Here is a 6,000-nt window from a genome sequence, read left to right on the forward strand (position 1 = left end):
TCTTCGAAAATCTTAAAAATGACCATTTCATTCGGATGAAAATAATAGATATAGGTTGATATGGATGATGAGTTTTATGAATTCAAAATTGTCTCTAGGGTTTAAAGGAAAATTGATTTTAATGGTAGCGATCGTCAGTTCTAGTGCCTTGGCATTTACGAACTGGTTTACGCTTGACTTAGCAACAGACCAGGTAAACCAAACGATTTATAATGAGATTGACCACTCGCTAACGATAGAAATTAATCAAATCGAAAGTACCGTCCAGCGCACCATAGATACCGTCAATTCCGTAGCACAAGAGTTCATGAAATCCCCATATCAAGTGCCTAATGAAGCGCTTATGCATTACGCTGCTAAGCTTGGTGGCATTGATAAAATTGTAGTGGGTTTTGACGACGGCCGTTCTTACACTTCTCGTCCGTCAGAGTCTTTCCCTAACGGTGTTGGAATCAAAGAAAAATACAACCCAACAACTCGCCCTTGGTATCAACAGGCAAAATTGAAACCAGGGTTATCTTTTAGTGATCTGTTTTTCACTAAGAGTACTCAAGTGCCTATGATTGGTGTGACGTACTCATACCAAGATCGCGTGATCATGGCCGATATTCGCTTTGATGATTTGGAAGCACAGCTTAAACAGTTAGATAGCATCTACGAAGCAAAAGGTATCATCGTGGATGAGAGAGGAATGGTTGTTGCTTCCACAATAGAGAACGTGCTTCCGCAAACCAATATCTCCTCTGCTGACGCTTTGATGAAACTAAGCAGTGCAATTGAACTGCCTGACCAGTTCATTGAAGGTGTGATTGATGGCAATACAAGAATCTTGATGGCTAAGAAGGTGGATATTGGCAGTCAAAAAGAATGGTTCATGATTTCCAGTATCGATCCTGAATTAGCGTTAAATCAGTTGAATGGCGTGATGTCGAATACGCGAATGCTGATTGTTGCCTGTGTATTCGGTTCGGTGATATTGATGATTTTACTTCTGAATCGTTTTTACCGCCCAATCGTGTCACTGCGCAAAATCGTTCATGACCTTTCTCAAGGTAATGGCGACTTGACTCAAAGGCTTGCTGAGAAAGGCAATGACGATCTAGGACATATTGCAAAGGACATCAACTTGTTCATCATTGGCCTGCAAGAAATGGTTAAAGATGTAAAATTCAAGAACTCGGATCTCGATACCAAGGTATTAAGCATTCGAGAAGGTTGTAAAGAAACCAGCGATGTATTGAAAGTCCATACTGATGAAACCGTTCAAGTGGTCTCAGCGATTAATGGTTTGTCTGAAGCATCAAATGAAGTGGAAAAGAACTCACAGTCAGCGGCAGATGCCGCACGAGATGCCGCTGTGTTTAGCGATGAGACTAAGCAAATCAATACAGTGACAGAAACGTACATCAGTGATCTTGAGAAGCAAGTCGGTACGACGTCTGATGATATTCGCTCTATGGCCAACGAAACACAGAGCATACAGTCGATTGTGTCTGTGATTGGCGGCATTGCTGAACAAACCAACTTACTGGCATTGAATGCGTCTATCGAGGCGGCAAGAGCAGGCGAGCATGGTCGAGGTTTTGCTGTGGTGGCTGATGAAGTCCGTGCGCTAGCAAACCGAACTCAAATCAGTACCTCTGAAATAGAAGAGGCGCTATCTGGGTTGCAGTCGAAATCGGATGGCTTGGTTAAATCGATTGAGTTAACGAAGAGCAATTGCGAGATGACTCGTGCTCAAGTGGTTCAAGCCGTTAACATGCTGGCGAAGCTAACGGAACAGATGGAAACCGTGAGTCGTTTCAATAATGATATTTCTGGCTCTTCTGTCGAGCAGAATGCCCTCATTCAAAGTATCGCTAAGAACATGCACAAGATTGAAAGCTTCGTCGAAGAGCTCAATAAGTTAAGCCAAGATCAACTGACAGAATCCGCTGAAATCAAAACACTGAATGGCAGCGTCAGTGAGCTGATGAGCAGTTTTAAAGTTTAATTGATCCCATAAATAATATTTAAAAATCAGTAGCTTAAATTTTATTTTTAGTCAAAGAGCCACTCAATAACTTTCGAGTTTAGAGTGGCCTTTCTGCGTTGTTTTTGTCTCAAACCCTACGTGAAATCTACTCATATAACTTCATCTGTCGCATCTCACATTCTGATAAACCTACAATTGACATAAAATAGTACAAATATACATTGTCACTCTACTCTTATGGATAAGTGAGATAAATGTGAATAAGCCAATCATCATCGTTGCGCTCGCTTCACTCACATACGGCTGCGGTGGAAGCAGCTCAAGTGATAGCAGTGACTCTTCTGATAACACCAATCCAGGATCGTCCTATGGCGTTGTTGCGCCTTATGATATTGCTAAGTATCAAAACATCCTCTCGAGTTCTGACCTTCAGGTATCGGATCCTAACGGCACAGAGGGTAATAAAACCTCTGAAGTGAAAGATGGGGATTTCGATGGCTACATCAGTGATTATTTTTACGCGGATGAAGAGACGGAAAACCTAATCTTCAAAATGGCGAACTATAAGATGCGTTCAGAGGTTCGTGAGGGAGAAAACTTCGATATCAATGAAACTGGCGTAAGACGAAGCCTGTATGCGGAAATAAGCTTACCTGATATCGAACATGCAATGGCGAGTTCACCCGCTGATCATGATGAAGTGACGTTGCTACAGATACACAATAAGGGCACTGACGAGAATGGCACAGGTTACATTCCTCATCCGTTATTACGTGTGGTGTGGGAGCAAGAGAGGGAAGGCCTCACAGGTCATTATTGGGCGGTCATGAAGAACAATGCGATTGACTGTAGCAGTGCTGCTGACTCTTCGGATTGTTATGCCACTTCGTACGATCGCTACGATTTAGGAGAGGCGGAACTGGATAGTTTTACCAAGTTTGATCTTTCTGTTTATGAAAACACACTGTCGATCAAAGTGAATGACGAAGTAAAAGTGAATCGAGATGTCGCGTATTGGCAGCACCTATTGAGTTATTTCAAAGCGGGTATCTACAACCAGTTCGAAAATGGTGAAGCGACCGCTTACTATCAGGCCTTGAGATACACCACGACTCAAATTAATGGTTCAAACGATTGGGACATTAATGATTGGAAGCTGACCATTCCCGCGAGTAAAGACACTTGGTATGGATCTGGTGGTGACAGTGCTGCTGAATTAGAACCGGAGCGTTGTGAATCGAGCAAAGATCTTCTTTCAAATGACAGCGATGTGTACCACAGCGATATCAACCTTTCTTACTTCAATACAGATGAAGGAAGAATGCACTTTAGAGCGGATATGGGATATGGCACTTCTACTCAAAACTCTAGCTATATTCGCTCTGAGCTTAGGGAGTTGTCTCAAAGCAGTGCTCAACCGGGTTGCAGTACTAGCGATGAAGATACAAGTTGGTATTTGAACGACACTAGAACAAACGCTTCCAGTCACGAGCTAACCGCAAGTTTACGAATTGAAGACTATCCGAATATCAATAACCAAGATCCGAAAGTGGTGCTTGGGCAAATACACGGTTGGAAGATCAATCAAGCCTTGGTCAAGTTGCTTTGGGAAGGAGAGGGTAAGCCAGTGCGAGTAATATTGAACTCGGACTTTGAGCGTAATAATCAAGATTGCGATTCTTGCGAACCGTTCAGTGTTGAGCTCGGTACTTACTCGGCCAGTGAAGAGTGGCGATATACGATTCGCGCTAACCAAAATGGTGTTTATCTGGCGACTCATGATTCAGATGGAACCAATACAGTATCGCACATGATTGCTTGGGGCGAAGATTATCAAGATAAAGATGGAGAGACGGTTTCGTTGACGTCAGATTGGACATCGACAGACATTGCATTCTATTTCAAAGCGGGTATCTACCCTCAATTTAAGCCTGATAGCGATTATGCCGGTGAGGTGTTTAATGTGAGCTTTAGCTCTCTTAGATCCACACACTATTGAGTATCCCGGAACTTGAATACCATCACTGATGCTTGAATAGTTATAACTGATATCTAAAGGCCACATTTGTTTCTAACAAGGTGGTCTTTTTGTTTTCTGGAAGGGGAGGTGATTGGTTGCATTTATTGATGAAAAATCGGGCTCATTGAGTTAAAAATTCGTCGTTTCAACGTGGTTGTTCTTCGGCTTGCTAGCCTATTTTGTATTCCTAATTTATATATATTGTCTTTTATCAATAGGAAGTGTGATCCAGTTAAAGTATGGCAGATCGGAAAGTGTTCCTAGTCTCATTTATTCAATGAAATGTTTTATTTGTATTATAAGATTACGTAATATTTTTGTGTTATCGCAAATACTGAGAGAGGAATTGCCTTATAGCTCGTGTTTGCTGATTTAGCTTTCACTTACGAACGCTGTCTTTGTATTATAATAATGGATTAAATATGAAACAAATCACTCTAAAAACCTTACTCGCTTCTTCTATTTTACTTGCGGTTGGCTGTGCAAGCACAAGCACGCCTACAGCAGATTTTCCAAATAACAAAGAGACCGGTGAAGCTATCCTAACACCGGTTGCTATGACCGCTAGTAGCCACGATGGCAACGGTCCCGATCGTTTGTTTGACCAAGACTTAACAACACGTTGGTCTTCTGCAGGTGACGGCGAGTGGGCCATGTTGGATTATGGTTCAGTGCAAGAGTTTGACGCTGTTCAAGCATCATTTAGCAAAGGTAATGAGCGTCAATCTAAATTTGATATTCAAGTTAGTGTTGACGGTGAAAACTGGACAACCGTACTTGAAAACCAAATGAGTTCAGGTAAAGCGATTGGCCTAGAGCGTTTTCAGTTTGAGCCTGCGGTTAAAGCACGTTACGTAAGATATGTTGGTCACGGTAACACCAAAAATGGTTGGAACAGTGTAACTGAACTAGCAGCGGTTAACTGTAACGTTAACGCTTGTCCAGCTAGCCATATCATCACTTCAGATGTTGTTGCTGCAGAAGCCGTAATGATCGCTGAAATGAAAGCAGCAGAGAAAGCCCACAAGGCCGCACGCAAAGATCTTCGTTCTGGTAACTTCGGTGTCGCAGCAGTTTACCCTTGTAAAACTTCAGTTGAATGTGACACTCGCAGTGCGCTACCAGTACCAACAGGCTTACCAGCAACACCTATTGCGGCTAATGCACCGAGCGAAAACTTTGATATGACTCACTGGTACCTATCTCAACCATTCGATCATGACAAAAATGGCAAGCCTGATGATGTGTCTGAGTGGAATCTGGCAAATGGTTACCAACACCCAGAAATCTTCTACACAGCTGACGACGGCGGCCTAGTATTCAAGGCTTACGTGAAAGGTGTACGTACATCTAAAAACACTAAGTACGCGCGTACTGAGCTTCGTGAGATGATGCGTCGTGGTGACCAGTCTATAAGCACTAAAGGTGTTAATAAGAACAACTGGGTATTCTCAAGCGCACCTGAGTCTGACCTAGAAGCTGCCGCAGGTATTGACGGCGTTCTAGAAGCGACGTTGAAAATCGACCACGCAACAACAACGGGTAATGCGAATGAAGTAGGTCGCTTTATCATTGGTCAGATTCATGATCAAAACGATGAGCCGATTCGTTTGTACTACCGTAAATTACCAAACCAAGCAACGGGCGCAGTTTACTTTGCACACGAAAGCCAAGACGCGACCAAAGAGGACTTCTACCCTCTAGTGGGCGACATGACGGCTGAAGTGGGTGAAGATGGTATCGCGCTTGGCGAAGTGTTCAGCTACCGCATTGACGTTAAAGGCAACACGATGACTGTTAGCTTGATGCGTGAAGGCAAAGACGACGTTGTACAAGTCGTTGATATGAGCGAAAGCGGCTACGACGTTGGCGGCAAATACATGTACTTCAAAGCGGGTGTTTACAACCAAAACATCAGCGGCGACCTAGACGATTACTCACAAGCGACTTTCTACCAGCTAGACGTATCGCACGATCAATACAAAAAGGGCTCTTCTCCGCTTAG

General features: G+C 43.1%; 3 protein-coding genes. All 3 read left to right on the plus strand.

Features of this window, described 5'->3' with window-relative positions:
* Positions 1-121: 121 nt before the first annotated feature.
* Positions 122-1,993: a methyl-accepting chemotaxis protein gene (locus tag BCT49_RS18640; protein WP_102437338.1), complete on the plus strand. Its 1,872-nt coding sequence runs from the start codon at positions 122-124 to the stop codon at positions 1,991-1,993.
* Between the two features lie 238 nt (positions 1,994-2,231).
* Positions 2,232-3,974, plus strand: a complete 1,743-nt coding sequence (locus BCT49_RS18645; RefSeq protein WP_102437340.1) for a polysaccharide lyase family 7 protein — start codon at positions 2,232-2,234, stop codon at positions 3,972-3,974.
* Positions 3,975-4,417: 443 nt separating this feature from the next.
* On the plus strand, positions 4,418-6,000 hold a 1,583-nt coding region (locus BCT49_RS18650), incomplete at its 3' end, for a polysaccharide lyase family 7 protein (RefSeq protein WP_102437342.1).

The organism is Vibrio lentus (assembly GCF_002875945.1).
Taxonomy (GTDB): Bacteria; Pseudomonadota; Gammaproteobacteria; order Enterobacterales; family Vibrionaceae; genus Vibrio; species Vibrio apostichopi.